Origin of the sequence: Burkholderia sp. BCC1640 (genome assembly GCF_902833125.1) — a bacterium.
GTDB lineage: Bacteria > Pseudomonadota > Gammaproteobacteria > Burkholderiales > Burkholderiaceae > Burkholderia > Burkholderia diffusa.
Window position 1 is genome coordinate 90,934 of sequence record NZ_CADFEF010000014.1, and the last position, 26,114, is coordinate 117,047.

At 66.6% G+C, this 26,114-nt stretch carries 29 protein-coding genes; 23 read left to right on the forward strand and 6 right to left on the reverse strand.

The features are described from left to right. The first annotated feature begins 6 nt into the window (after positions 1–6). The 6 genes from HWX25_RS16995 to ptsP all read left to right on the forward strand — a co-directional run bounded on the left by HWX25_RS16995 (position 7) and on the right by ptsP (position 7,058). Complete coding sequence (locus tag HWX25_RS16995) at positions 7–1,524, forward strand: ammonium transporter (protein ID WP_059819831.1); 1,518 nt, start codon at positions 7–9, stop codon at positions 1,522–1,524. A 242-nt stretch (positions 1,525–1,766) separates the two neighbouring features. Further along, the gene (gene gshA / locus HWX25_RS17000) at positions 1,767–3,056 is read left to right on the forward strand and encodes a glutamate--cysteine ligase (RefSeq protein WP_059451518.1); all 1,290 of its coding nucleotides are present in this window, start codon (positions 1,767–1,769) and stop codon (positions 3,054–3,056) included. A 25-nt stretch (positions 3,057–3,081) separates the two neighbouring features. Further along, positions 3,082–4,038 carry a glutathione synthase gene (gene gshB, locus HWX25_RS17005; protein ID WP_175909295.1) on the forward strand — a complete coding sequence of 319 codons (957 nt, stop codon included), beginning with the start codon at positions 3,082–3,084 and terminating at the stop codon, positions 4,036–4,038. A gap of 231 nt (positions 4,039–4,269) precedes the next feature. Continuing rightward, on the forward strand, positions 4,270–4,740 hold the full coding sequence (locus HWX25_RS17010) for a PTS fructose transporter subunit IIA (RefSeq protein WP_059526247.1): 471 nt from the start codon (positions 4,270–4,272) through the stop codon (positions 4,738–4,740). A gap of 74 nt (positions 4,741–4,814) precedes the next feature. Further along, on the forward strand, positions 4,815–5,084 hold the full coding sequence (locus HWX25_RS17015) for an HPr family phosphocarrier protein (RefSeq protein ID WP_006477716.1): 270 nt from the start codon (positions 4,815–4,817) through the stop codon (positions 5,082–5,084). A gap of 201 nt (positions 5,085–5,285) precedes the next feature. Then, positions 5,286–7,058, forward strand: a complete 1,773-nt coding sequence (gene ptsP / locus HWX25_RS17020) for a phosphoenolpyruvate--protein phosphotransferase (RefSeq protein ID WP_059526298.1) — start codon at positions 5,286–5,288, stop codon at positions 7,056–7,058. An 83-nt stretch (positions 7,059–7,141) separates the two neighbouring features. On the opposite strand, the gene HWX25_RS17025 is transcribed toward ptsP, so the two are convergent. The 3 genes from HWX25_RS17025 to gpmA form a co-directional block, all read right to left on the reverse strand. Continuing rightward, positions 7,142–7,894 carry a HesA/MoeB/ThiF family protein gene (locus HWX25_RS17025; protein ID WP_059526244.1) on the reverse strand — a complete coding sequence of 251 codons (753 nt, stop codon included), beginning with the start codon at positions 7,892–7,894 and terminating at the stop codon, positions 7,142–7,144. 112 nt (positions 7,895–8,006) lie between these two features. After that, positions 8,007–9,548 (reverse strand): S41 family peptidase, encoded by a 1,542-nt coding sequence (locus HWX25_RS17030; protein WP_059526241.1) that lies wholly within the window; start codon positions 9,546–9,548, stop codon positions 8,007–8,009. Between the two features lie 249 nt (positions 9,549–9,797). Further along, entirely contained in the window at positions 9,798–10,544 is a 747-nt protein-coding gene (gpmA, locus tag HWX25_RS17035) for a 2,3-diphosphoglycerate-dependent phosphoglycerate mutase (RefSeq protein ID WP_059526237.1), read from the reverse strand. 136 nt (positions 10,545–10,680) lie between these two features. On the opposite strand from gpmA, the gene HWX25_RS17040 reads away from it, so the two are divergent. The 5 genes from HWX25_RS17040 (at position 10,681) to HWX25_RS17060 (ending at position 13,605) form a co-directional block, all read left to right on the forward strand. Continuing rightward, a complete protein-coding gene (locus HWX25_RS17040; RefSeq protein WP_050014781.1) occupies positions 10,681–11,103 on the forward strand; it encodes a rhodanese-like domain-containing protein in 423 nt (140 codons plus the stop codon). Then, the gene (gene grxC, locus HWX25_RS17045) at positions 11,100–11,360 is read left to right on the forward strand and encodes a glutaredoxin 3 (protein ID WP_006752069.1); all 261 of its coding nucleotides are present in this window, start codon (positions 11,100–11,102) and stop codon (positions 11,358–11,360) included. The genes HWX25_RS17040 and grxC overlap by 4 nt, the downstream gene beginning before the upstream one ends. A 107-nt stretch (positions 11,361–11,467) precedes the next feature. After that, on the forward strand, positions 11,468–11,950 hold the full coding sequence (gene secB / locus HWX25_RS17050; RefSeq protein ID WP_059681636.1) for a protein-export chaperone SecB: 483 nt from the start codon (positions 11,468–11,470) through the stop codon (positions 11,948–11,950). 26 nt (positions 11,951–11,976) lie between these two features. After that, positions 11,977–12,975: an NAD(P)H-dependent glycerol-3-phosphate dehydrogenase gene (locus tag HWX25_RS17055; protein ID WP_175909297.1), complete on the forward strand. Its 999-nt coding sequence runs from the start codon at positions 11,977–11,979 to the stop codon at positions 12,973–12,975. Positions 12,976–13,080: 105 nt separating this feature from the next. Next, a complete protein-coding gene (locus HWX25_RS17060; protein WP_175909299.1) occupies positions 13,081–13,605 on the forward strand; it encodes an O-acetyl-ADP-ribose deacetylase in 525 nt (174 codons plus the stop codon). 32 nt (positions 13,606–13,637) lie between these two features. Here the strand turns inward: HWX25_RS17060 and trmL are convergent, their stop codons facing one another. Together trmL and HWX25_RS17070 are read right to left on the reverse strand one after the other, a co-directional pair. Then, positions 13,638–14,108, reverse strand: a complete 471-nt coding sequence (gene trmL / locus HWX25_RS17065; RefSeq protein WP_059691434.1) for a tRNA (uridine(34)/cytosine(34)/5-carboxymethylaminomethyluridine(34)-2'-O)-methyltransferase TrmL — start codon at positions 14,106–14,108, stop codon at positions 13,638–13,640. A 107-nt stretch (positions 14,109–14,215) separates the two neighbouring features. Beyond that, on the reverse strand, positions 14,216–15,028 hold the full coding sequence (locus HWX25_RS17070) for a phosphoribosyltransferase family protein (RefSeq protein ID WP_175909301.1): 813 nt from the start codon (positions 15,026–15,028) through the stop codon (positions 14,216–14,218). An 83-nt stretch (positions 15,029–15,111) separates the two neighbouring features. Here HWX25_RS17070 and HWX25_RS17075 point away from each other — a divergent pair, with 83 nt between their 5' ends. The 8 genes from HWX25_RS17075 (at position 15,112) to HWX25_RS17110 (ending at position 22,163) form a co-directional block, all read left to right on the forward strand. Continuing rightward, on the forward strand, positions 15,112–16,077 hold the full coding sequence (locus HWX25_RS17075) for a methyltransferase domain-containing protein (protein ID WP_059526219.1): 966 nt from the start codon (positions 15,112–15,114) through the stop codon (positions 16,075–16,077). 195 nt (positions 16,078–16,272) lie between these two features. Further along, positions 16,273–16,797, forward strand: coding sequence for a DUF2244 domain-containing protein (locus HWX25_RS17080; RefSeq protein WP_059599867.1), 525 nt, complete (start codon positions 16,273–16,275; stop codon positions 16,795–16,797). A gap of 56 nt (positions 16,798–16,853) precedes the next feature. Further along, positions 16,854–18,437 (forward strand): cytochrome c oxidase subunit II, encoded by a 1,584-nt coding sequence (gene coxB / locus HWX25_RS17085; RefSeq protein WP_059819827.1) that lies wholly within the window; start codon positions 16,854–16,856, stop codon positions 18,435–18,437. A gap of 43 nt (positions 18,438–18,480) precedes the next feature. Next, entirely contained in the window at positions 18,481–20,088 is a 1,608-nt protein-coding gene (gene ctaD / locus HWX25_RS17090) for a cytochrome c oxidase subunit I (protein WP_175909304.1), read from the forward strand. Between the two features lie 69 nt (positions 20,089–20,157). Further along, entirely contained in the window at positions 20,158–20,298 is a 141-nt protein-coding gene (locus HWX25_RS17095) for a cytochrome oxidase small assembly protein (protein WP_006760728.1), read from the forward strand. Positions 20,299–20,333: 35 nt separating this feature from the next. Beyond that, positions 20,334–20,942 (forward strand): cytochrome c oxidase assembly protein, encoded by a 609-nt coding sequence (locus HWX25_RS17100; protein ID WP_059507798.1) that lies wholly within the window; start codon positions 20,334–20,336, stop codon positions 20,940–20,942. 16 nt (positions 20,943–20,958) lie between these two features. Then, positions 20,959–21,159, forward strand: coding sequence for a DUF2970 domain-containing protein (locus tag HWX25_RS17105; protein ID WP_006760730.1), 201 nt, complete (start codon positions 20,959–20,961; stop codon positions 21,157–21,159). Positions 21,160–21,305: 146 nt separating this feature from the next. Next, positions 21,306–22,163 (forward strand): cytochrome c oxidase subunit 3, encoded by an 858-nt coding sequence (locus HWX25_RS17110; protein WP_059819826.1) that lies wholly within the window; start codon positions 21,306–21,308, stop codon positions 22,161–22,163. A 199-nt stretch (positions 22,164–22,362) separates the two neighbouring features. Here HWX25_RS17110 and HWX25_RS17115 read toward each other — a convergent pair whose 3' ends face one another. After that, positions 22,363–22,572: a twin transmembrane helix small protein gene (locus tag HWX25_RS17115; RefSeq protein ID WP_044848213.1), complete on the reverse strand. Its 210-nt coding sequence runs from the start codon at positions 22,570–22,572 to the stop codon at positions 22,363–22,365. Positions 22,573–22,656: 84 nt separating this feature from the next. Here HWX25_RS17115 and HWX25_RS17120 point away from each other — a divergent pair, with 84 nt between their 5' ends. From HWX25_RS17120 to cyoE, 4 genes are read left to right on the forward strand one after another with little or no spacing between them, the layout of a single operon-like run. After that, the gene (locus HWX25_RS17120) at positions 22,657–23,367 is read left to right on the forward strand and encodes an SURF1 family protein (protein ID WP_244138777.1); all 711 of its coding nucleotides are present in this window, start codon (positions 22,657–22,659) and stop codon (positions 23,365–23,367) included. Between the two features lie 60 nt (positions 23,368–23,427). Continuing rightward, positions 23,428–24,054: a cytochrome C oxidase subunit I gene (locus HWX25_RS17125; RefSeq protein ID WP_175909308.1), complete on the forward strand. Its 627-nt coding sequence runs from the start codon at positions 23,428–23,430 to the stop codon at positions 24,052–24,054. Between the two features lie 25 nt (positions 24,055–24,079). Next, complete coding sequence (locus HWX25_RS17130) at positions 24,080–25,192, forward strand: COX15/CtaA family protein (RefSeq protein ID WP_059703318.1); 1,113 nt, start codon at positions 24,080–24,082, stop codon at positions 25,190–25,192. 8 nt (positions 25,193–25,200) lie between these two features. Next, positions 25,201–26,103: a heme o synthase gene (cyoE, locus tag HWX25_RS17135; RefSeq protein WP_006477738.1), complete on the forward strand. Its 903-nt coding sequence runs from the start codon at positions 25,201–25,203 to the stop codon at positions 26,101–26,103. Positions 26,104–26,114: the final 11 nt, after the last annotated feature.

Below are 26,114 nucleotides of genomic sequence, written 5' to 3' on the forward strand. Positions count from 1 at the left end.
CCCGAGATGCGCAAACTTCTGATGTCCCTGCTGATGGCCGGTTCGCTGATCGCGGCCGGTGTCGGCCCCGCGCTCGCCGACGACGCGGCTTCCGCCGCGGCTGCGTCCGCGCCCGCCGCAACGGCGTCCGATGCGTCGGCCGCCGCCGCTCCGGCTGCTTCGGCACCGGCCGCCACGGACGCATCGGCACCTGCCGCTGCCGCCGCACCCGCTTCGGGCGCCGCCTCCGACGCATCGGCCGCTGCCGCCGCGTCCGCGCCGGCCGCACCCGCCGCGCCGACCGAGCCGTTCTCCGTCGATTCGTCGAAGATCAGTGCCGGCGACACCGCGTGGATGCTGACGTCCACCGCGCTCGTGCTGTTCATGACGATCCCCGGCCTCGCGCTGTTCTACGCGGGCATGGTCCGCAAGAAGAACGTGCTCGCTACCGTGATGCAGAGCTTCGCGATCACCGCGGTGATCACGGTGCTGTGGACGGTGGTCGGCTACAGCCTCGCGTTCACGCCGGGCAACGGCTTCATCGGCGGGCTGTCGCGCGCGTTCCTGCACGGCATGAGCTACGTGAAGGGCGACAAGGCGACCACGCTGACCGTCAGCCACCTGGCGACGACGATTCCGGAATCGGTCTACTTCGTCTACCAGATGACGTTCGCGATCATCACGCCGGCCCTGATCTGCGGCGCGTTCGCCGACCGGATGAAGTTCTCGGCAATGCTCGTGTTCATGACGCTCTGGTCGCTGATCGTCTATGTGCCGATCGCGCACATGGTGTGGGAGCCGACCGGCTGGCTGTCGGCCGACGGCGTGCTCGACTTCGCGGGCGGCACCGTCGTGCACATCAACGCCGGTATCGCGGGCCTCGTGTCGTGCCTGATGCTCGGCAAGCGCGTCGGCTTCGGTCGTGAGTCGATGGCGCCGCACAACCTCGTGCTGACGATGATCGGCGGCTCGATGCTGTGGGTGGGCTGGTTCGGTTTCAACGCGGGTTCCGCGGTCGCGGCCGACGGCCGTGCCGGCTTCGCGATGCTGACGACGCAAGTCGCGACGGCGTGCGCGGCGCTCGGCTGGATGTTTGCCGAATGGATCTCGCACGGCAAGCCGTCGGTGCTCGGCATCGTGTCGGGCGCGGTCGCGGGCCTCGTCGCGATCACCCCGGCCGCCGGCTTCGTCGGCGTGACGGGTGCGCTCGTGATCGGTATCGCGGCAGGCGTCGTGTGCTTCTGGTCGGCGACGTGGCTCAAGTCGAAGCTCGGCTACGACGATTCGCTCGACGCGTTCGGCGTGCATGGCATCGGCGGGATTCTCGGCGCGCTGCTGACGGGCGTGTTCGCGGTCAAGGACATCGGCGGCGCCGACGGCAGCCTGCTGCTGCAGGCCAAGGGCGTGCTGATCACGCTGGTGTACAGCGGCGTGCTGAGCTTCGTGCTGCTGAAGCTGATCGACCTGACGATCGGCCTGCGCGTGACCGAAGAGGAAGAGCGCGAAGGCCTCGACGTGGTGCTGCACGGCGAGCACGTCGAATAAGTCGTACGGATGACGGCGGGCCGCCGCGCAGACGGCGCCCGCCCCGAATGAGCGCAGCGACTTCGGCCCGCCCGCCCGGCGGGCTTTTTTTCTCCTGCCGCGTGCTGCCGTAGCGCATAACCCTTCACGCTATCGGGTCAATAGCCGAAAACTTCCTCCAAACCCTTGCGAAGCCGGGAACAATCCCCAAATGGGCGGGGCAATTGCTCTACAATCTTCATTCTCCCGCTCGCGAGTGATTCATGGTTCCCCACCTCGTTACCGCGTTGAACGGTCCGCTGCTCGAGCTCGAGCAGAAGATCCTCGACGCGACGCCTGCGATCGAACGCTGGTTCAGGCTCGAATGGCAGGAACACACCCCGCCGTTCTATTGTTCGGTGGACCTGCGCAACGCCGGTTTCAAGCTGGCGCCCGTCGACGCGAACCTGTTCCCCGGCGCGTTCAATAATCTGCCGTCCGAAGTGCTGCCGCTCGCCGTCCAGGCCGCGATGGCCGCGATCGAGAAGATCTGCCCGGACGCGAAGAATCTGCTCGTGATTCCCGAGCTGCCGACCCGCAACGCGTTCTACCTGGAAAACGTCGCACGGCTCGCGACGATCATGCGCCAGGCCGGCCTGAACGTGCGCTTCGGCTCGCTCGACCCGAGCATCACCGACATGACGCCGATCACGCTGGCCGACGGCCAGAAGATCGTGCTCGAACCGCTCGAGCGTTCGCAGCGCCGTCTCGGTCTGAAGAATTTCGATCCGTGCTCGATCCTGCTGAACAACGACCTGTCGGCCGGGATTCCCGCCGTGCTGGAAAACCTGCACGAGCAGTACCTCCTGCCGCCGCTGCACGCGGGCTGGGCCGTGCGCCGCAAGTCGACGCACTTCTCGTGCTACGACGACGTCGCGAAGAAGTTCGCGAAGATGGTCGGCGTCGATCCGTGGATGGTGAATCCGTATTTCGCGCACGTCGAAGGCGTCGACTGGCAGGGCCATGAAGGCGAGCAGGCGCTCGCCGACGCGATCGACGGCGTGCTGAAGAAGATCGCGCGCAAGTATCGCGAATACGGGATCAGCGAAAAGCCGTACGTCGTCGTGAAGGCCGACGCGGGCACCGCCGGGCGCGGCGTGATGACCGTGCACGACGCGGCCGAGATCGGCCGCATGTCGAAGGCCGAGCGCGCGCAGATGGCCGAGTCGAAGGCCGGCCTCGCGGTGCGCGACGTGATCGTGCAGGAAGGCGTCTACACGTTCGAGCGCGTCGGCGACGAAGTCGCGGAGCCGGTCGTGTACATGATCGACCGCTACGTGGTCGGCGGTTTCTACCGCACGCACGGCGGCCGCGAGCGCGACCAGAACCTGAACGCGCCCGGCATGCACTACGTGCCGCTCGGCTTCGAGCACACCGCGCTGCCGGATGCCGGCGCGAAGCCGGGCGCCGCGCCGCCGAACCGTTTCTACATGTACGGCGTCGTCGCGCGCCTGTCGCTGATCGCGTCGTCGATCGAACTGGAAAAGACCGATCCCGAAGCCATCCAGGTGTAACGGCTTCGCTACGTACAGGACCCGCATGGACATTCTCTTTATCGCCGACCCGCTCGAGCGCTTCAAGATCTACAAGGATTCGACCTACGCGATGATGGCGGAGGCCGCGCGGCGCGGGCATGCGGTCTACGCGTGCCAGCCGCACCAGCTCGCGTGGACGGGCTCGGGCGTCGAGGCGGACGTGCAGCGCGTGACGATCGTCGGCGACACGGCCGACCTGCATCGCCATCCGTGGTACGAGACGGGCGCGCACGAATCGCGTCAGCTGACGTCGTTCGGCGCGGTGCTGATGCGCAAGGATCCGCCGTTCGACATGGAGTATGTGACGGCCACCTGGATGCTCGAGCTTGCCGAACGCGCGGGCGCACGCGTGTTCAACAAGCCCCAGTCGATCCGCGATCATTCGGAGAAGCTGGCGATCGGCGAGTTTCCGCAGTTCGTCGCGCCGACGCTCGTCACGCGCGACGCCGCGCGCTTGCGTGCGTTCCACGCCGAGCATGGCGACGTGATCGTGAAGCCGCTCGACGGCATGGGCGGGATGGGCGTGTTCCGCGTGAAGGCCGACGGGATGAATCTCGGCGCGATCATCGAGATGCTCGGCCACGACGGCACGCGCTCGCTGATGATCCAGAAGTTCATCCCCGAGATCACGGCCGGCGACAAACGCATTCTGCTGATCGCGGGCGAGCCGGTGCCGTATTCGCTCGCGCGGATTCCGCAAGGCAGCGAAGTGCGCGGCAATCTCGCCGCGGGCGGGCTCGGCGTCGCGCAGCCGCTGACGCCGCGCGACCGCGAGATCGCCGAGACGCTCGGGCCGGTGCTCGCCGCGCGCGGGCTGCTGCTGGTCGGGCTCGACGCGATCGGCGACTGGCTGACCGAGGTGAACGTGACGAGCCCGACGTGCTTCCGCGAAATCATGGAGCAGACGGGTTTCGACGTCGCCGCGATGTTCATCGACGCGCTGGAGCGGGCGGCCGCGTAGCCCGCTTTCCGCGCAAGCCCGGCGGCGGCCGCGCAGGTCCCCCGTCGCCGGAGCGGTTCGACCGGCCTGCTACAATGCCCGCTTGCCCGGTGCCGCGACCAGCGCGCCGAAGGCCCGGCGGTCGGGCCGAAACCGTTGCAAGGCTGAACATGAAACGATTCCCTCACTCGCTACGCTCGTTGCCCCGCTGCGGGGCGTCGGCCCGCCAGGGGCGGCCGGGGGCAGTCTGACATGGCCGGGATTCTGATCATCGCGCACGCACCGCTCGCCACCGCGCTGCGGGACTGCATCGCGCACATCTACGGCGGCGTGCCCGCGCGCATCGGCTGCATCGACGTGCTGGCGGACAGCGATCCCACTCAGGTGATGGCGTTCGCGCACGCGGAGCTCGCGCGGCTCAGGGAAGAAAATGGCGTCGTCGTGTTGACCGACATGTACGGCGCGACGCCTGCGAACATCGCGGGCCAGCTCGCGAAGCTCGACAACGTGCGCGTGCTGGCGGGCGTGAACCTGCCGATGCTGGTGCGGGCCGTCTGCTACCGGACCGTGCCGCTCGACAAGCTCGTCGACAAGGCGCTGTCCGGCGGCGCGAAGGGCGTCCACGAAGTCGCGGCCGGCACACCGCCGCCGCCGACCGAAGTCGGCTGCGGCCAATGCGCGCCGATTCCGCCCGAGCCGCAACCGCGCACCGAATCGCACTAACTGCCCCGTTTTCCGTTTTAGACCGACCCGCCGACGCACGTCGCCGGCGGCCGCGACCGACCCGACCGAGAACCATGCTTCAACAAGAAACCACCATCGTCAACAAATTGGGGCTCCATGCACGCGCATCGGCCAAGCTTACGCAACTGGCCGGCAACTTCCAGTCGGAAGTCTGGATGACGCGCAACGGACGCAAGATCAATGCAAAAAGCATCATGGGCGTGATGATGCTCGCGGCGGGCATCGGCAGCACCGTGACGATCGAGACCGAAGGTCCCGACGAGCGCGAGGCGATGGATGCGCTGCTCAAGCTGATCGCGGACAAGTTCGGCGAAGGTCAGTGATCCCCGCGCGGGATCGTTGTCGTTTCGAAGCAGAATGCCGCGTTTGTCGCGGCATTTTTTTCGTCCGCGGCATTGATGCGGAAATGGCAATGCTGCGCTGCACGCTGTCAGCATGGAGGTACGGAATTTATAATCGCTAACCGGGGTCATAAGCGCATCGCAGCAGTGTGCCGCGGCTTTACATGTACAGAGGAGGTGCGCGTGTCCTTCACGCTGCATGGCATTCCCGTCTCACGTGGTATCGCGATCGGGCGAGCGTACCTGATCGCGCCGGCGGCGCTCGACGTCGCCCATTACCTGGTCGAGGCGAACCAGATCGACGCCGAGGTCGCGCGTTTCAGCACGGCGCGCGAGGTCGTGCATCACGAGCTCGAGGCGCTGCGCGCCGACCTGACCGACGACACCCCGACCGAAGTGGCCGCGTTCATCGACGTCCACGCGATGATCCTGAGCGACGCGATGCTCGTGCAGGAAACCATCGACCTGATCCGCACGCGACGCTACAACGTCGAATGGGCGCTGACCGAGCAGCTCGAGCTGCTCACGCGCCACTTCGACGACATCGAGGATGAATACTTGCGCGAGCGCAAGGCCGACATCGAGCAGGTGGTCGAGCGCGTGCTGAAAGCGCTCGCCGGTGCGCCGTCGGCGTCGCAGGCGCTCGATGGCGCCGCCGCGCAAGGCCAGAGCGAGATGATCGTCGTCGCGCACGACATCGCGCCGGCCGACATGATGCAGTTCAAGTCGCAGTCGTTCCAGGCGTTCGTCACCGATCTCGGCGGCCGCACGTCGCACACGGCGATCGTCGCGCGCAGCCTCGGCATTCCCGCCGCGGTCGGCGTCCAGCATGCGAGCGCGCTGATTCGGCAGGACGACCTGATCATCGTCGACGGCGACCAGGGGATCGTGATCGTCGATCCCGCGCCGATCGTCCTCGAGGAATATTCGTACCGTCAGTCCGAGAAGCTGCTCGAGCAACGCAAGCTGCAGCGGCTGAAGTTTTCGCCGACGCAAACCCTGTGCGGCACGAAGATCGAGCTGTACGCGAACATCGAGTTGCCCGACGACGCGAAGGCGGCGGTCGAGGCCGGCGCGGTCGGCGTCGGGCTATTCCGCTCCGAGTTCCTGTTCATGCATCAGAAGGAGATGCCCGAGGAGGAGGAGCAGTTCGCCGCGTACAAGCGCGCGGTCGAGTGGATGAAGGGCATGCCGGTGACGATCCGCACGATCGACGTCGGCGCGGACAAGCCGCTCGAGGCGCTCGACGAAGGCTACGAGACGGCGCCGAACCCGGCGCTCGGCCTGCGTGCGATCCGCTGGAGCCTGTCCGAGCCGCAGATGTTCCTCACGCAGCTGCGCGCGATCCTGCGCGCGTCCGCGTTCGGGCAGGTGAAGATCCTGATCCCGATGCTCGCGCACGCGCAGGAGATCGACCAGACGCTCGACCTGATCCGCGAGGCGAAGCGCCAGCTCGACGACGCGGGGCTCGCGTACGATCCGAACGTGCGCATCGGCGCGATGATCGAGATTCCGGCCGCGGCGATCGCGCTGCCGCTGTTCCTGAAGCGCTTCGATTTCCTGTCGATCGGCACGAACGACCTGATCCAGTACACGCTCGCGATCGACCGCGCGGACAATGCGGTCGCGCACCTGTACGACCCGCTGCATCCGGCGGTGCTGCACCTGATCGCCTACACGCTGCGCGAAGCGAAGCGGGCCGGCGTGTCGGTGTCGGTGTGCGGGGAGATGGCGGGCGATCCGGCGCTCACGCGCCTGTTGCTCGGGATGGGGCTCACCGAATTCTCGATGCATCCGAGCCAGTTGCTGGTCGTGAAGCAGGAGATTCTGCGTGCGCATCTGAAGGCGCTCGAGAAGCCCACGGCCGACGTGCTGGCCGCATTCGAGCCGGAGGAAGTGCAGGCGGCGCTCAAGCGCCTGTCGGTCGCGGAGCCGCGCGCCGACGCGGCCGCCTAGGCGGCGTGGGCCGCGTCGCGGAACCGTCACGAAGGTTGCGAAACGTCACGCATGCGCCATTCGGTGCATGCATCCTGCGCACGTCAGTGCCGGCCTTGGCACACGGGGCAGTCGGCCTGGCGCGCGATCTTCATCGTCGTCCATTCCATCCGCAGCGAATCGAGCATCATCAGCCGGCCGTTGAGCGTCGTGCCGATCGCACCGATCACGCGTAGCGCTTCGGCGGCCTGCATCGCACCGATGATGCCGACCGTCGGCGCGAACACGCCCATCGTCGCGCACGCGACTTCCTCGAACGGCTGGTCTTCCGGAAACACGCACGCGTAGCAGGGCGCGGCCGGGTCGCGGAAATCGAACGTGCTGATCTGGCCGTCGAAGCGCAGCGCGGCGCCCGACACGAGCGGCACGCCGTGTGCGACGCACGCGCGGTTGATCGCATGGCGCGTCGCGAAGTTGTCGGTGCAGTCGAGCACGACGGTGGCCCGCGGCACATGTTCATCGAGCCACGCATCGTCGACGCGCGCCGCGACCGCATGCACGGTCACTTCCGGGTTCAGCCGCGCGAGCGCGTCGCGCCCCGATTCGACCTTGCTGCGGCCGACCGATGCGGTCGCGTGGAGGATCTGCCGCTGCAGGTTCGTGAGGTCGACCGTGTCGGCGTCGACGAGCGTGATCGTGCCGACTCCGGACGCCGCGAGATACATCGCGGCCGGCGAGCCGAGACCGCCGGCACCGACGACGATCGCATGCGCGTCGAGAAAGCGCTGCTGCGCCTCGATGCCGATTTCGTCGACGAGGATGTGGCGGGAGTAGCGGAGGAGTTGATCGTCGTTCATGGGGAAGTCGTGAGCGGGGCGGAAGCGCCGGCGTATCGATTCATTCTAGGCGCACATGAAAAACGGGCCATCGCGGTCTTCCCGCGATGGCCCGTCGGATGCCGGCCGGCGCTTACTGCGGTGCCGACGCGGGCTTCGGTGCGGCCGCCTTCGCGCCCGACGCCTTCGTGGTGGACGCGGCCTTGGCTGCAGGGCTCTTCGTCGTGCTCTCGGCGAGCAGCGACTTCGATTCCTGCACCGGCTTGCCCTCGAGCTTGTTGAGCGCCTGCTGCATCATGAAGTCGTCGGTGCTGCCGAACTCGATCGGCTTGCGATCGCGGTCCTTCTGGCGCTGCTCCGGCGTCTTCTTGTCGTTCTGCTCCTCGAGGACGCGCAGCTGGTCCATCCGGCGCTGCTCGCGTTCTTCCTGTTCCTTCTTCTCGTTCGGATCCTGCGTGTTCGCGAGGTGGTTCGTGTAGTCGACCTCGCGCGTCACGAGCACGTCGTCCGGATCGCCGTCCGCGTACTGATCGACCGGCACGTCGGGCGTGATGCCCTTGTTCTGGATCGAACGGCCGCTCGGCGTGTAGTAGTAGGCCGTCGTCAGGCGCAGCGCGGTGTCGGCCGTCATCGGACGGACCGTCTGCACCGAGCCCTTGCCGAACGTCGTCTTGCCCATGATCTGCGCGCGCTTCGAATCCTGCAGCGCGCCGGCGACGATTTCCGATGCGGACGCCGAATACGCGTTCGTCAGAACGACCATCGGCACGGTCTTGAAGACCGGCGGCAGGCTCTTCAGCGGATCGCCGTCGAAGGACGGCAGGCGGTAGTTGTCGTAGGTGTCGCGGTAGACCTGCTTCGAATCCGGGATCTGGCCGTTGGTCGACACGACGACGGAGTCGGGCGGCAGGAACGCGCCGGCGACGCCGACCGCGCTTTGCAGCAGGCCGCCGCCGTTGTTGCGCAGGTCGAGGATCAGGCCCTTCAGATTCGGCTGCTGGCGAGCGATGTCCTGCAGCTTCGCGGCGAGATCGGGCGTCGTGCGCTCCTGGAAGCTCGTGATCCGGATGTATGCGTAGCCCGGGTCGAGCAGCTTCATCTTGACGCTCTGGACCCTGATGATCGCGCGCGTGACCGTGATCGGGAACGTGCGGTCGTCGCTCTTGCGGAAGATCGTCAGCGTGACCTTGGTGCCCGGCTCGCCGCGCATCTGCTTGACGGCCTTGTCGAGCGTCATGCCGCGCACGGGCTTGTCGTTGATGCGGGTGATCAGGTCGCCCGGACGGATGCCGGCGCGGAACGCGGGGGTATCTTCGATCGGGGAGATCACCTTGACGAGACCGTCTTCCTGCGAGATCTCGATGCCGAGACCCGCGAAGCGACCCTTGGTCTGCTCCTGCAGTTCGTCATAGTCGGTCTTGTCGAGGAACGACGAATGCGGGTCGAGGCTCGACACCATGCCCTTGATCGCTGCCGTCAGCAGCTTCTTGTCGTCGACCGGTTCGACGTACTCGCGCTTGATCTGGCCGAACACTTCCGCGAACAGGCGGAGCTGGTCGAGGGGAAGCGGCGCCGTGGCGGTCTGCTCGGCCGACGCCGAAACCTGCAGCGTGGCGAATACGCCCGTGGCGAGGCCCGCGGCAATCAGGCCGATGTTCTTCAATTTCATTCGCATAGAGAGTCTGGTGCGGTCGGGAAGCGCGTGGCGGTAGCGGGGATGTAGCGGACAAGTATAACTGTTCGTCCGATTGCCCAGTGGAACGGTGCGAATTGGCCCCGGAGCCCTGGTTCCCGTCGGGTGCCGCCGGACGCGCAGCGGATTCGAAAGCGGATTCGACCGCACCGGGGCCGCGAAGGTTCGCGCCGCACGCCGGGTTGGGCCGGGCAGGCCGCGCGCGTGGCGGCATGCCCGGCATCGCGGGTATCAGCCCGCCTTGCCCTGTTTCGCGACGGCAGCCTGCGCCTTCGCGATCGCGTCCTGGTCGCCCAGGTAGTAGTGCTGGATCGGCTTCAGGTTCTCGTCGAGTTCATACACGAGCGGCACGCCGTTCGGGATGTTCAGGCCGACGATGTCGCTGTCCGAGATGCCGTCGAGGTACTTGATCAGCGCGCGCAGCGAGTTGCCGTGCGCGGCGATCAGCACCTGCTTGCCCGCACGGACGGCCGGCGCGATCGATTCGTTCCACAGCGGCAGCACGCGCGCGACCGTGTCCTTCAGGCATTCGGTGAGCGGCAGCTGTTCGCGCGGCACCTTCGCGTAGCGCGGGTCGGCGAACGGCGCGCGTTCGTCGGTCGGCTCGAGCGCCGGCGGCGGCGTGTCGTAGCTGCGGCGCCACACGAGCACCTGGTCGTCGCCGAACTTGGCGGCCGTTTCCGCCTTGTTCAGGCCCGACAGCGCACCGTAGTGGCGTTCGTTCAGGCGCCACGAGTGGACGACCGGCAGATACATCAGGTCCATCTTGTCCTGCACGTGCCACAACGTGCGGATCGCGCGCTTGAGCACCGACGTGTACGCGATGTCGAACGTGTAGCCTGCCTCCTTGAGCAATTCGCCGGCCTGGTAGGCCTCGTTGCGACCCTGTTCGGTCAGGTCGACGTCGACCCAGCCGGTGAAGCGGTTTTCCTTGTTCCACGTCGATTCGCCGTGGCGGATGAGAACGAGTTTGTACATGGATCTTGCGGTCGGTAGTGATAGGGAAGCGGGGCGCGTCGCGCGGTACCCGGTCCGGGCCCGCCATCGCGCAAGACGGTTATTTTATAATGGCAGGATTGTCCTTTTCCGATTTCTCTTTTTCCGGCGGCATTCCGTGACGTTCTTTACCAATTACACGAACCTGGCCCTTATCGCGATCCTGCTGGTTTCCGGCGGCCTGCTCGCATGGCCGGCCCTGCGCCGCGGCCGTGGCGGCCTGTCGGCCGCGGAGGCGACGCAGCTCATCAATCGCCGCAACGCGGTCGTGATCGACCTGCGTACCGCGTCCGACTTCGCCGCCGGCCATCTGCCGTCGGCGCGTCAGGTCGCCGCCGGCGAGATCGGCGCGAAGATCGCGCAGGTCGCGAAAAACAAGAGCACCCCCGTGCTGCTCGTCTGCCAGAATGGCCAGCAGTCGCAGAAGGCGGCGCGCGAGGTCGAGGCGGCGGGCTATGCCGAGGTGCACGTGCTCGAGGGCGGCGTTGCCGCCTGGCAGCAGGCCGGGATGCCGGTCGTCAAACAAGGAGTGGCGAAGTGAGCAAGGTTTTGATGTACAGCACGCAGGTGTGTCCGTATTGCATTCAGGCCGAGCGCCTGCTGAAGCTGCGCGGCGTCGAGCAGATCGAAAAGGTGCTGATCGACCGCGATCCGGCCCGCCGTGACGAAATGATGACGCGCACGGGCCGTCGCACGGTGCCGCAGATCTACATCGGCGACACGCACGTCGGCGGTTACGACGATCTGTCGAAGCTCGACCGCGAAGGCGGCCTCTTGCCGCTTCTGCAAGCGGCCTGATTAGGGCAGAATGGCCGCCGGTCGCGCCGCGGCTCGAGCGCGCAGGATTCAACCGAGGCGGCCGGCGTGAAGCCGGGCCGCCCCGTCACCACTTTTAGGGAAACACCATGTCCGACGTCGAAAACCAACCGTTCTTCAACATCCAGCGCGTCTACCTGAAGGATATGTCGCTCGAGCAGCCGAATTCGCCGGCGATCTTCCTCGAGCAGGACATGCCGTCGGTTGAAGTCGAAGTCGACGTCAAGGCCGACCGCCTCGCGGAAAGCGTGTTCGAGGTTGTCGTGTCGGGTACCGTCACCGCGAAGGTGAAGGACAAGGTCGCGTTCCTGATCGAAGCGAAGCAGGCCGGCATTTTCGACATTCGCAACATTCCCGACGAACAGCTCGACCCGCTCGTCGGCATCGCCTGCCCGACGATCCTGTTCCCGTACCTGCGCTCGAACATCGCCGACGCGATCACGCGTGCGGGCTTCCCGCCGATCCACTTGGCGGAAATCAACTTCCAGGCGCTGTACGAGCAGCGTCTCGCGCAGCTTCAGCAGCAGCAGGCCGGTGCGGCAGGCGCGCCGAACGGCACGACGCTGAACTGACGTTTCACTCCGGACCGGTGCTGGGTATGAAAGTAGCCGTTCTCGGCGCCGGTGCTTGGGGCACCGCGCTCGCGGGCCATCTGGCCGCGCGGCACGATACGCTTCTCTGGGCGCGCGACGCCGCGCTGATCGCCGGGCTGCAGGCCCGGCACGAAAATTCCCGTTATCTGGACGGCATCGCGCTGCCCGATGCGCTGCGCTACGACGCCGATCTCGGCGCCGCGCTCGCGCACGGCGCCGCGGACGACGCGCTGTGCGTGATCGCCGCGCCCGTGGCCGGGCTGCGCACGCTGTTCGGCGCGATGCGCGACGCAGGCTGCGTGCCTGCGCACATCGTGTGGGTCTGCAAGGGTTTCGAGGCCGACACGCACCTGCTGCCGCACCAGGTGATCGCGGCCGAGTTGCCGGAGCAGCACAGCAACGGCGTGCTGTCGGGGCCGAGCTTCGCTCGCGAGGTCGGGCTCGCGCTGCCCGTCGCGCTGACGGTCGCAAGCACCTCCGCCGAGTGCCGCGAGCGCACGCTAACCGCGTTCCATCACGGCGCGATGCGGATCTATACGGGTGACGACGTGGTCGGCGTCGAGGTCGGCGGTGCGGTGAAGAACGTGCTGGCGATTGCGACCGGCATCTCCGACGGCCTTGGGCTCGGGCTGAACGCGCGCGCCGCGCTGGTCACACGCGGCCTCGCCGAAATGTCGCGGCTCGGCGTCGCGCTCGGCGGCCGTGCGGAAACCTTCACGGGCCTCACGGGCCTCGGCGACCTGATCCTCACAGCGACGGGCGACCTGTCGCGCAATCGCACGGTCGGCCTGCAACTGGCGGCCGGCCGCTCGCTGAACGACATCCTCGGCGCGCTCGGCCATGTGGCCGAAGGCGTGCGCTGCGCGCAGGCCGTGCTCGCGCTCGCGCGCGCGCAAGCGATCGAAATGCCGATCACCGAAGCCGTATGCGGTGTGCTGTTCGACGGCGTCGCACCGCGCGATGCGGTCAGCGGCCTGCTGCGGCGCGACGCGCGCGCCGAATAACACTGACAAATCACACCGATTTTTGCGGCCGGGCGCGCCCGCGCAAAGCGGGCGGCGCCAAAGCGCACTACGCTTGAACAGTCTCCGGTGTTTCGGGAGGGTGTCATGCTGCAGATCGGTTCCACCACGTTCGACGCGCAACGCGTCGACATCACGACGCTCGACGTCGACGCGATCGTCAACGCCGCGAACGGTTCGCTGCTCGGCGGTGGCGGGGTCGACGGCGCGATTCATCGCGCGGCCGGCCCGGGCCTCCTGGCCGAGTGCCGCACGCTCGGCGGCTGCGAGACCGGCGATGCGAAGCTCACGCGCGGCCACGCGTTGCCGGCGAGGTACGTGATTCATGCGGTCGGCCCGGTGTGGCATGGCGGGGGGCGCGGCGAGTCCGAACTTCTCGCCGCATGCTACCGGCGCGCGATCGAGCTGGCCGAGGAAGTGGCGGCGACCTCGATCGCATTCCCGGCGATCAGCTGCGGCGTGTACCGCTATCCGGCCGAGGAGGCCGCCGACATCGCCGTCGGCACGGTCGCCGAAATGCTGCCGCAGGCGCCGAACCTCGCACGCGTGGTATTCGCGTGTTTTTCATCCGATATCTACGACCTGTATCGCGCGCGGCTCGCGCGCAGCTAACGTTGCGCGATGCGGTTCGGGCCGGGCGCGCGTCAGGCGCCGCCTTCGAAACCGGCCTGGCGCCACGCCTCGAACACGACCACGGCCACCGTATTCGACAGATTCAGGCTGCGGTTGCCTGGCCGCATCGGCAGGCGCACGCGCTGTTCGTTCGGGAAGCGTTCGAGCAATTCGGCCGGCAGGCCGCGCGTCTCGGAGCCGAACACGAACCAGTCGCCGGGCACGAACGCATGGTCGTGAAAGCGGCCCGAGCCGCGGGTCGTGAATGCGAACATCCGCGCGGGATCGGGTGCTTCGGTAGCGACGAACGCGTCCCAGTCGCGGTGCACGCGCATTTCCGCGTACTCGTGATAGTCGAGGCCCGCGCGGCGCATCTTCGCGTCGTCGAGCGGAAAGCCGAGCGGCTCGATCAGATGCAGGCGCGCGCCGGTATTGGCGCACAGGCGGATCACGTTGCCGGTGTTCGGCGGAATTTCTGGGGCGACGAGGACGACGTTGAACATGGTTGGGTCTGGCTGGGCCGGCCGGGGCGGAGCAGCGTGCATTCCGTCCCGGTCGGCCGGTTCGTGACGGCCGTCGCCGCGTGCGGGCGGCCGGCCTCTCTAACTAATTAACCCCTGGCGGTGCGCAGCGCAACCAGATTCGTCACGCGCGCGGCACCCGCCGCCTTCAATGCATTCGCGGCTGCCGCGAGCGTCGCACCGGACGTCATCACGTCGTCGACGAGCGCCACGTGGCGGCCGGTGAGGTCGCCCGCCGCCGCGAACGCTGCCTGCACGTTGTCGCGCCGCGCACGCCGGTCGAGCCGCGACTGCGGCGCGGTTTCGGTCACGCGTGCAAGCAGCGCCGCGTCGGCGCGCACGCCGAGCCGGCGCGCGAGCGGCTGCGCGATCGCCCACGCCTGGTTGTAGCCGCGCGCGACGAGCCGTCCGCGCGACAGCGGCACCGGTGCGATCACGTCGAAGCGGCCGGCGGCGCGCATCGCGTCCGTGTCGTCGACCCGCTGCGCGAGCCGGGCCGCGAATTCCGCACCCAGCGCGAGCCGCGCATGAAACTTCAGGCCGCGCGCGAGCCCGTCGAGCGGGGCGCGGTAATCGGCGAGCGCGAGCGTCGCATCGAACGGCGGCGGAGTCGCGCGGCATGCGTCGCACCGGTACGCGGACGCGGAACCGGCGCCATCATGCCGGCCGCGCGCTCGGCGCGGCCGCGGCTGCCCAGCACCCAGCGGCACCGCGCAGACGTCGCAGCGCAGCCGCGCTTCGTTCCAGTACGCAGCGTCGCAGGCGCTGCACATCACCGTATGTGACAAATTGCCGCACAGTGCACACCGATTCGGCAACGCGAGTGCGACGACGCGCACGGCTAGCGTACGAACCTGCGACAAAACGACGCGCATTGGGCGCGGGGCGAAACGGCGATCCATCGCGAACACTCCTGGCGGCCCCGTCTCGCTGAAGGCAGCGAGGCGAGCGAGTATACTTCGGGCTCTTCGCCAGTGTGCCTGACATGTCCCCAGCTTCGACTTCAACCGGCCGTCCGGCCAATGACGCCCGGCGTTTGCGGCGGATCTTCGATCGCCGCGCCGCCGCGTTCGACGCGGTCGCGTTCCTGCCGCGCGAGATCGCGCAGCGGATGAACGAGCGCCTCGAATACATCAAGGTGAGCCCCGCGGCCGTGCTCGACGCGGGCTGCGGTCCGGGCGACGACCTGCCGGCGCTGCGCGCGCGCTTTCCCGAAGCCCCGGTGTTCGGTGTCGACCTGTCCGGCGCGATGCTCGCGCGGGCGGGCCAGCGCGAGGTCGAGCAGACGAGCTGGCGCCGCTGGCTGCCCGCGTCGCTCGGCCGGGCGCTGGGCCAGCGCGGCCCGCGCGTCGCGCAGGCCGACTTCTCGATGCTGCCGTTCGCGGCCGGCGCGTTCGACCTGATCTGGTCGAATCTCGCGCTGCACTGGCATTCGCGTCCCGATACGGTGTTCCCCGAATGGCAGCGCGTGCTGCGCGTGAACGGCCTGCTGATGTTCAGCACGCTCGGCCCCGACACGCTGCGCGAACTGCGCGCGGCCTGCGCGGACGCCGAAGCGGCGCTCGGCATCGCGCCGCCCGCCGCGCGCGTCGTCGATTTCGTCGACATGCACGACCTCGGCGACATGCTCGTCGAGAGCGGCTTCGAGATTCCGGTGATGGACCAGGAAGTGCTGACCGTCACGTACAAGACCGCCGATTCCCTGCTGGCCGACGTGCGTCGCTGGGGCGCCTATCCGTTCGACCGCGCGGTGCCGCAGCATGCGGCGCGGCGCTTTCGCGCGGCGCTCGGCGACGCGCTGGAAGCGCGCCGGCGTGCGGACGGTACGATTCCGCTGACGTTCGAAGTGATCTACGGCCACGCGTGGAAGGCTGTGCCGCGCACGACCGCCGAGGGGCATGGGATCGTGCGCATCGAAGATATCGGAAAGGGGCGTCCGAAGAATCGTTGAAGCGGTAAAGAGGGGTTTTGTTATGTCCGAAATTAGCGGCGCAAAGCGGGGTCGAATTGACGCGAAAAACGGCCGGGAAGCTTGTGGCGCTTGGCTCGCGGGCCGATAGCCGCTTGCTTGTGGATGCCATTGAACCCGCCTATAATGCGTCAGCTTGTCGTCCCGGGGTCCCCGCAATACGGGCCGGCGAGCCCGATGCAGGCATGCATCGCATGCCATTCGCGTGAGGCGGCGATGGAAGCAGCGAGGGTTTTGGCGGAGACGACGAACGGTGAGCCGGTCCTCGAAGACTGGCTCATGAAACGCAACTGTTCGGTGTCGCCGCGCCAGTTCGTGCTGTTTTACGCGTCGCTCGCGGGCTTCTCGCTGGTGATCGCGGCATTGCTGATGTGGCGGGGGGCCTGGCTCGTCATGCCCTTCACAGGAATTGAATTGCTGGCGGTAGGCGTCGCGTTTGCGGTCTACGCCCGTCATGCGGTCGATTACGAGCGCATCAGGCTGTTTCCGCACCGGCTCGTGATCGAGCGGATGGATGCGGAGCGGTTCACGCAGATCGAATTCAACCCGCGCTGGGTGCGGGTCGAGCCGGGTGCGACGCCACGCGATCCGATTCGACTGGTATCGCGCGGGCAGACCGTCGTAATTGGGCAGCATCTCGCGCAGCACAAGCGTGCGCAGTTCGCCGACGAACTGCGCGTGTCGCTCAGGCGCTGCGGCTGACGAGGCGCGGGCATCGGCCGGAACGGGCCGACGGCTTGCGACGGGGGAGGGTTTGAATGGAAATTTTGGGTAAGGATGCTATGAAAACAATCAAGCGAGCCCTCACGGGCGTGCTGGCATGCAGCGGATTGCTCTTTGCCGGCGCTGCTCTGGCGGTCGGTGATAGCCCGGGCGGCCCCCGCGTCAACGAGATCAACTTTCAGCCGCCGGTCACGAAGATCGCCGAGGAGCTCTACGATCTCCACACGATGATGCTGATCCTGTGTACGGTGATCTTCGTCGGCGTGTTCGGCGTGATGTTCTATTCGATCTTCGCGCACCGCAAATCCAAGGGCCATAAGGCCGCCAATTTCCATGAAAGCACGACCGTCGAAATCATCTGGACGATCGTGCCGTTCATCATCGTCGTGCTGATGGCGCTGCCGGCCACGAAGGCCGTCGTCGCGATGAAGGACACGACCAACGCCGATCTCACGATCAAGGTCACCGGCTACCAGTGGAAGTGGGGCTACGACTACGTGAAGGGCCCGGGCGAGGGCATCAGCTTCCTGTCGACGCTCAGCACCCCGCGTGACGAAGTGATGGGCAAGAAGCCGATCACCGAGACGTACCTGCAGGAAGTCGACAATCCGCTCGTCGTGCCGGTCAACAAGAAGATCCGCATCATCACGACCGCGAACGACGTCGTTCACTCGTGGTACGTGCCCGCGTTCGGCGTGAAGCAGGATGCGATCCCCGGCTTCGTGCGCGATACGTGGTTCAAGGCCGACAAGGTCGGCACGTTCCGCGGCTTCTGTACCGAACTGTGCGGCAAGGAACACGCGTTCATGCCGGTCGTGGTCGTTGTGCTGTCGGACGACGACTACGCGAAGTGGGTGACCGCGCAGAAGGCCAAGCTGGCCAGCGCTTCGGTCGATCCGAACAAGGTTTACACGATGGCCGAACTCGTCGCGCACGGCGAGGAAGTCTACAAGGCGAACTGCGCGGCCTGCCACCAGGTGAACGGCAAGGGCCTCGGCGCCTTCCCGGCGATGGACGGCAGCCAGATCGTGAATGGCCCGATCGCCGGTCACGTCGAGCGCGTGCTGCACGGCAAGGGCGCAATGCCGTCGTGGGCATCGCTGTCGGACCTCGACATCGCGTCGGTCATCACGTACGAGCGCAATTCGTGGGGCAACCACAAGAACGACCTGCTGCAGCCGAAGCAAGTGGCTGACGCGCGCAACGGCAAGATGCCGGAAGACGCGGCAGGCGCGGCGGCTCCGGCCGAAGCGGCCTCGGCACCGGCGCAAGCCGCGTCGGGCGCGGAACCGGCGGCAGCATCGGCTGCGCTGTCGACGATCTACTTCGAGACCGGCAAGAGCGTGCTGCCGGCCGACGCGAAAGCGGCGATCGCCGCAGCGGCCGACTATGCGAAGGCACATCCGGACGCGAAGCTCGCGCTGTCGGGTTTCACCGACAAGTCGGGCTCGGCCGACGCGAACGCTGAACTCGCCAAGCATCGTGCACAGGCCGTGCGCGACGCGCTGAAGGCAGCAGGCGTGGCGGAAGACCACATTATTCTCAAAAAGCCGGAAACGATCACGGGCGGGGCTGACGCCAAGGAAGCCCGGCGGGTCGAGATCGGGCCGGCGGCTTGACGTGTCGCTGAGTTAGTCGACGTATTCGCATTAGGAGATTCTCATGTCTAGCATCGGGCACGACGTAGCCGCGGACCACGCGCACGACGACCACGCGCACGAAGCCCCGCACGGCTGGCGTCGCTGGCTGTTCGCCACCAACCACAAGGACATCGGTACGCTGTACCTGCTGTTCTCGTTCATCATGTTCCTGTCGGGCGGCGTGATGGCACTCGGCATCCGTGCCGAGCTGTTCGAGCCGGGCCTGCAGATCATGCGTCCGGAGTTCTTCAACGAACTCACGACGATGCACGGCCTGATCATGGTGTTCGGCGCGATCATGCCGGCGTTCGTCGGCTTCGCGAACTGGATGATTCCGCTGCAGATCGGCGCGTCCGACATGGCGTTCGCGCGGATGAACAACTTCAGCTTCTGGCTGCTGCCGGTCGCGGCCGTGCTGCTGGTCGGTTCGTTCTTCGCGCCGGGCGGCGCGACGGCCGCCGGCTGGACGCTGTACGCACCGCTGTCGACGCAGATGGGCCCGGGCATGGACTTCGCGATCTTCGCGGTCCACATCATGGGCGCTTCGTCGATCATGGGCGGGATCAACATCGTCGTGACGATCCTGAACATGCGCGCACCGGGCATGACGCTGATGAAGATGCCGATGTTCGCATGGACCTGGCTGATCACCGCGTACCTGCTGATCGCCGTGATGCCGGTTCTGGCAGGCGCGATCACGATGGTGCTGTTCGACCGCCACTTCGGCACGTCGTTCTTCAACGCGGCAGGCGGCGGCGACCCGGTGATGTATCAGCACATCTTCTGGTTCTTCGGCCACCCCGAGGTGTACATCATGATTCTGCCGGCGTTCGGGATCGTGTCGCAGGTGATCCCGGCGTTCGCACGCAAGACGCTGTTCGGCTATAGCTCGATGGTGTACGCGACGGCTTCGATCGCGATCCTGTCGTTCATGGTCTGGGCGCACCACATGTTCGCAACGGGCATGCCGGTCACCGGTCAGCTGTTCTTCATGTACGCGACGATGCTGATCGCGGTGCCGACGGGCGTGAAGGTGTTCAACTGGCTCGCGACGATGTGGCGCGGCTCGATGACGTTCGAAACCCCGATGCTGTTCGCGATCGGCTTCCTGTTCGTGTTCACGTTCGGCGGTCTGACGGGCCTGATGCTGGCGATGGCGCCGCTCGACATCCAGTACCACGGCACCTACTTCGTGGTGGCGCACTTCCACTACGTGCTCGTGGCCGGGTCGCTGTTCGCGCTGTTCTCGGGCTGGTACTACTGGGCGCCGAAGTGGACGGGCTGGATGTACAACGAGACGCGCGGCAAGATCCACTTCTGGTCGTCGATGATCTTCTTCAACCTGACGTTCTTCCCGATGCACTTCGTCGGTCTCGCGGGCATGCCGCGCCGCTATGCGGACTACCCGGCGCAGTTCACGGACTTCAACCAGGTGGCGACGATCGGTGCATTCGGCTTCGGCCTCGCGCAGGTGTACTTCCTGTTCGCGGTCGCGCTGCCGGCCTACCGTGGCGGCGGCGAGCTGGAAAAGGCGTCGGACAAGCCGTGGGATGGCGCGACGGGCCTCGAGTGGACGGTGCCGAGCCCGGCTCCCTTCCACACGTTCGAGCAACCGCCGCACGTCGAATAAGTTTCACCCAGCGTTCCGCCGTTGCCTGCCGCGCAGGCAGGCGCGGCGGGCGCGGAACCGAAGTTTCAGATGAACCGGAATCCACAAGAAAGACGAACGCCCGAGCAGATTCGCGCGGGCAACAAGCGGCTCGGCCTCATCCTGCTCGTCATCGCCGCCGTTTTTTTTGTGGGTGTCGTGATCAAGCAGTGGTGGCTGTCCACTCACTGATGCAGCAACTGACGCAGTAGCGAGGAAGTAGTCGTATGTCGAAGCCGGAAGAGGGCGCCGTCGATCGCGCGTTCAATCGTTCGATGCTGATGAAGCTCTTCGTCGTGGCCGGGCTGATGTTCGGCTTCGGCTTCGCGCTGATTCCGATGTATCGCGCGATTTGCCAGATCACCGGCATCAACAACCTGGTGCAGCGCGATGTCAGTGAACGCGAGGCGAAGAACACGCAGGTCGACTACAGCCGCACGGTGTCGGTCGAGTTCGATGCGAATGCGCGCGGCCCGCTCGGGTTCAAGCCGGAGCACAACAGCCTCGACGTGCATCCGGGCGAACTCACGACGATCGTGTACGACGTGACCAACGGGCAGGGCCGGCCGATGGTGGCGCAGGCGATTCCGAGCTACGCGCCGAAGCAGGCAACGGAATTCTTCAAGAAGATCGAGTGTTTTTGCTTCACGCAACAGACGCTGGCCGCGAACGAGTCGCGCAAGATGCCGGTGGTGTTCGTGATCGATCCGAAGCTGCCGAAGGACGTGAAGACGATCACGCTGTCGTACACGTTCTTCGAGCTGAACACGCCGGCCGCGCCGGCGCCGGCACCGCGCAAGACGGCGGCGCAGGGCGCGGCGAAGCCGGACGCATGACGATGGAGACGGGGCGGTGACAGAGACCAAGCGGAGCGGGTCGTTCGGCCAGGCGTTGCGAGCGGTGTTGTGGTCGTTCTTCGGGGTGCGCAAGCGGCGCGACCTGGAGGCCGATGCGACGCAGCTCAATCCGCTGCACGTGCTGATCGTCGCGTTGATCGCGGCCGGTGTGTTCATCGGCGTGCTGATCCTGATCGTGCGCGCGGTCGTGGGCTGAGGCCCGCAGCACGCGGCCACGAAAGAATGCAGTGCGTGGCGCCCGGGCGCCGCGTGCGGGAAAGAGCGGCGGCGGCACGCGCCGTGCAAGAAATAAAGCCGGAGCGGTTTCCGGTACACAAATTGGACTGAAGTGGAGAATCAAGCATGAGCGGTCAAAACCAGACCCCGTACTATTTCGTGCCGCATCCGTCGCAGCATCCGATCAGCGCGGCCATCGGCCTGCTGGTCATGCTCGCGTCGGTGGCGCTGTGGATCAACGGTCACGACTGGGCTCCGTACACGGCGCTGCTTGGCCTGCTGTGGTTGCTCTTCACGCTGTATCACTGGTTCGGTGACGCGATCGCCGAGTCGGAAGGCGGTCATTACGGCAAGAACGTCGACAAGTCGTACCGCTGGAGCATGAGCTGGTTCATCTTCTCCGAAGTCATGTTCTTCGGCGCATTCTTCGGCGCGCTGTTCTATGCGCGTGAAATCGCGCTGCACCAGCTCGGCAGCCTCGACTACAAGCTGATCTGGCCGGACTTCTCCGCCGTGTGGCCGAACGAAGGCCCCGCTGCTCTCGCCGGTCACTTCAAGACGATGGGCCCGTGGCCGATCCCGACGCTGAACACCGCATTCCTGCTGGCGTCGGGCGCGACGTTGACGGTGTCGCACCACGCGCTGCGCGACGATCACCGCAACAAGGCGATCGCCTGGCTGGCCGCGACGCTCGTGCTCGGTGTCTGCTTCCTGTTCATGCAGGGCTTCGAGTACTACCACGCGTACAACGAACTGAACCTGACGCTGAACTCGGGCGTGTACGGCTCGACGTTCTTCCTGCTGACGGGCTTCCACGGCTTCCACGTGTTCCTTGGCGGCACGATGCTCGCGGTGGTGCTGGTGCGGATGATCCGCGGCCACTTCAAGCCGGATCACCACTTCGCATTCGAAGGCGCCGCGTGGTACTGGCACTTCGTCGACGTCGTCTGGCTCGGCCTGTACGTCGTCGTCTACTGGCTGTAAATGCAGGAACGGCCCGCGCAGCGATGCGCGGGCCGTTTTCATTGGCGGGGACGGGGCAGCGGCTGGTTGCCTGCGCTCAACGCCAACCCGGCGCCGCCGCGACTCCGTCAGGCGGCGCTTTTGCTTGGTGGTGCCGTTGTGCGGCGAAATGTCACAGCGGTCGCGGCGGTCACGGCGACCGCCGGCACGAACGAATGCATCAACGCCCGATCGGCAGGCCGGTCGAATGGATCCAGCCCATCCAGTTCGCGAACAGGATGAACAGGAACAGCGAGATCGACAGCCCGACGCGGGTGGCAAGCGACCACACCATGCGTTTCGTATGGCCGCGGTCTTGCATCATGAAGTAGAGCGCCGAGCCCATGCTGGCGACGATGAGGACGAAGGCGATGGGAACGAGGATGTGCATGACGCGAACCGGACGACGGCAATTCGAAAGGAAGAGGATAATTATCGCACTTCGCTTTCGCGAATGCGTCTCGCGGGTGGCCCGATGAAGATCCGCTGGCTGCCTGCGCTGCTGATTCTCGTCGTCGTCGCGGTCACGATTCGCCTCGGGTTCTGGCAGCGCGACCGCGCGCACCAGAAGGAAGCGCTGCAGGCGAGCATCGTGCGCTACGAGCACGCGGCGCCCGTCGACGTCGGCGCGCAGCCGATTCCGCTCGCGTCGATCGAGTTCCACCGCGTGCGGGCACGGGGCCGCTTCCTGCCGGAGCTGGCGGTGTTTCTCGACAATCGGCCGTATAACGACCAGCCGGGTTTTTACGTCGTGATGCCGTTTAAACTCTCGGGCGGCGGTGTCGTGCTGGTGAACCGCGGCTGGCTGCCGCGCAACATCGCCGATCGCACGGCGATCGAGCCGTTTTCGACGCCGGACGGCGACATCGAGATCGAAGGCATCGCGCGCGCCGATGCGTCGCGCGCGTTCGAGCTTGGCGAAGGCGGCTCGGCCGCGCACCAGAAGATCCGGCAGAACCTGGGCGTCGCCGCGTATGCGAAGGAAACGGGGCTGCCGCTGCAGCCGTTCGTGATCCAGCAGACGAGCGACGACGGCGACAAGCTCGTGCGCGACTGGCCGGCGGCGACGACCGGCGTCGAGCGCAATTACGGTTACATGTTTCAGTGGTGGGCCATGGCGGCGGCCGCGCTCGGTTTCGGCCTGTACGCCGCGCGGCGTGCGGCGAAGAAGTCGGCCGGCGCGTGAGCGCCATGCCAGGACGCGGCGCAAGCGCCGCGGGTTCGTTTCGAGAGGTCTGATTTGTCCATGCAATCTTCCCGTCAGGGTCCGGCCGCAGCGCCGATCTCGCCCGCGGCCCGCAAGCGCGGCCGCTGGATGCTCGTGCTGCTGGGTCTCGTGTGCGCAGCGCCGATCATCGCGTCGTACTTCACCTATTACGTGATCAAGCCGAAGGGCGGTTCGACCAACTACGGCACGCTGATCGAGCCGCAGCGGCCGATCCCGGCCGACCTGCAGGTGACCGACGAAACCGGCAAGACGGTGCCGCTGTCGTCGCTGCGCGGCGTGTGGCTGTTCGTGATGACCGACCGCAGCGCGTGCGACGACGCCTGCGCGCAAAAACTCTACTTCATGCGCCAGATCCGCGTCACGCAGGCGGGCGAGCGGCACCGGATCACGATGGTATGGCTGCGCAGCGATGCGGGCGCGGTACCGCAGAAGGTGCTGGAGGCCTACCCGGACACGCGCCGGCTGGTCGCCGATCCGGCCGCGGTCGCCGCGTGGCTGCCGGCAGAAGCCGGCACCAAGGACAGCGATCACATCTACATGGTCGATCCGAACGGCAACCTGATGATGCGTTTCCCGAAGAACCCGAACCCCAGCAAGATCAAGACGGACGTCACGAAGCTGCTGAAGTGGTCGAGCATCGGCTAAGGCGAGACGACGAGGCAACCATTCGATGTCGTATCTACTGCAACTCGGCCTGATCGGCCTCTGCATCGCGCTGCTGCCGCTGTCGTACGTGTGGGTGAAGGCCGACGACGACAAGTTCCGCAAGCTGGTGTGGATCACCACGTTCCTGACCCTCGACCTGGTGATGTTCGGCGGCTTCACGCGGCTGACCGATTCGGGCCTCGGCTGCCCGGACTGGCCCGGCTGCTACGGCACGTCGTCGCCGTTCATCGCGCACGCCGCGATCACGGCCGCGCACCAGGCGATGCCGACCGGCCCCGTCAGCATGACGAAGGCGTGGATCGAGATGATCCACCGCTATTTCGCGATGGCGATCGGCGTGCTGATCATCGCGCAGGTCGTGATTGCGTGGTCCGCGCGGCTGCGCCGCCGCCCGCTGCACGTGTCGCCGTGGTGGCCGACGAGCCTCTTGCTGCTGATCGTCGTGCAGGGCGTGTTCGGCGCGTGGACGGTCACGATGAAGCTGCAGCCGGTGATCGTTACGACTCACTTGCTGCTCGGCCTCACGCTGCTCGGCACGCTCGGCTGGCTCGCGGCGCGGCAGACGCCGCTGCCGTCGCATGACCCGGAGGCCGGCCGCTACCGCGCGGCCGCGCTCGCGGCGCTGGTGCTGCTGGTCGTGCAGATCGCGCTCGGCGGCTGGGTGAGCACCAACTACGCGGTGCTCGCGTGTACCGACTTCCCCACCTGCAACGGCCAGTGGATTCCGCCGATGAACTTCGAGCAGGGCTTCCATCTTTGGCGCGCGCTCGGTATGACGAAGGATGGCGATGCAATCACGCAGGACGCGCTGGTCGCGATCCACTGGACCCACCGCACGTTCGCGTTCGTCGTCGTCGCATACCTGGTCGCGTTCGCGCTGAAGATGCGCCGCTTCGAGTCGCTGCGCCGGCCCGCGAACGGCGTGCTGCTGGTGGTCCTGCTGCAGTTCCTGACGGGCCTGACCAACATCGTGCTGCAGTGGCCGCTGCCGGTCGCCGTCGCGCACAACGGCGGCGCCGCGATCCTGCTGCTGCTCGTCGTCATGTTAAACTTTCGCATCCTTTCAAGCCGCCCCGGCCGTGTCGTGCAGCCCGCGCGCGACGCCGCCCCGGCGTGACCGTCCCCATGCAAAGCACCCTTTCCCAATCGCCCGGTAGCCGGTTCTCGCAGTACATGGCGCTGACGAAGCCGCGTGTCACGCAGCTCGCGGTGTTCTGTGCGGTGATCGGCATGTTTCTCGCGACGCCGGGCATGGTGCCGTGGCATGTGCTGATCGGCGGCACCGTCGGCATCTGGCTGCTGGCCGGCGCGGCGTTTGCGATCAACTGCCTCGTCGAACAGAAAATCGACGCGATGATGCGGCGCACCGCGTGGCGTCCGTCCGCGCGCGGCGAGATCACGACCCCGCAGATCCTGCTGTTCTCGGCCGTGCTCGGCAGCGTCGGCGCATGGACGCTCTATACGTTCACGAATCCGCTGACGATGTGGCTGACGATCGCAACGTTCGTCGGCTACGCGGTGATCTACACGCTGCTGCTCAAGCCGATGACGCCGCAGAACATCGTGATCGGCGGCGCATCGGGCGCGATGCCGCCGGCGCTCGGCTGGGCCGCGGTCACCGGCGCGGTGCCCGGCGATGCATGGATCCTCGTGCTGATCATCTTCGTGTGGACGCCGCCGCATTTCTGGGTGCTCGCGCTGTATCGCCGCAAGGATTACGAAAACGCGGGCCTGCCGATGCTGCCCGTCACGCACGGCGAGAAATTCACGCGGCTGCACATCCTGCTGTACACGGTGATCCTGTTCGCGGTCACGCTGATGCCGTTCATCTCCGGGATGAGCGGGGCCGTCTACCTGACGAGCGCGGTGCTGCTCGGCGCGGTGTTCCTCGCGTATGCATGGAAGATCCACCGCGACTATTCGGACGAACTCGCCCGCAAGGCTTTCCGTTACTCGATCGTCTACCTGTCGCTGCTGTTCGCCGCACTGCTCGTCGATCACTATGCACGCCCGCTGCTCGGCGTGTAACCGCACGGTTT